1 protein-coding gene is annotated in these 738 nt (G+C 42.3%); it reads left to right on the plus strand.

Features of this window, described 5'->3' with window-relative positions; translation table 11 throughout:
* Window positions 1-170 precede the first annotated feature (170 nt).
* Window positions 171-738, plus strand: a 568-nt coding sequence (locus K0H48_RS28570) for a RagB/SusD family nutrient uptake outer membrane protein (protein WP_219337627.1), incomplete at its 3' end; no start/stop codon positions are given.

Below are 738 nucleotides of genomic sequence, written 5' to 3' on the forward strand. Positions count from 1 at the left end.
CATGCCGAGTTTTTTTGGAAGCACAAAATATACTCACGTTCACGCCATATAAAGGCAACGATCCTGAATTTATGAGCATAGGCTACTTACCTCCAATGAAAGTCTGGAGTACTGGACTTCAATTAACCTTTTAACCTTTTAATATGGAAACAATTTTTATAAAAAAAGGGATGAGTAAAGCCAGTCGCTTTTTGTCCTTTATCATTACGCTGCTGCTTGTAAGCGCATCGTTGTTGCTCTTGAACTCCTGTGATAATTTCCTGGAAGTCGACCCGCCGACCTCTCAGCTGAACAGCGGGAATGTATTTGACGAGAAAGCGACCGCCAATGCAGCAATGAGCGACATTTATTCCAAAATGCGGGATGCAGGACTGCTGACGGGATATTCATCGGGAATTTCGCAAATGCTAGGTCTTTATACAGATGAAATGATTTTGTATGGCAGCGGAGAGGATTTGCAGCTGGCTTACGACAACAGTCTTTTGGCTTCAACCAACACTATTAAGACATTATGGAACGATACCTACAGCCAAATCTATTCAGCCAATGCCTTAATCGAGGGCGTAGATGGTTCCCAAATGTTGCCTGATGGTGACAAAAAACAACTGAAAGGTGAAGCACTTTTCGTTAGGGCGTTGCTTCATTTTTACATGGCCAATATTTACGGACCGATTCCTTATGTTAAGACAACGGACTATCTTGTGAACAGCCAAGTTACTCGTATTACTGAGGATGAAG

The organism is Pseudomonas sp. Xaverov 259 (genome assembly GCF_019352915.1).
GTDB lineage: Bacteria > Pseudomonadota > Gammaproteobacteria > Pseudomonadales > Pseudomonadaceae > Aquipseudomonas.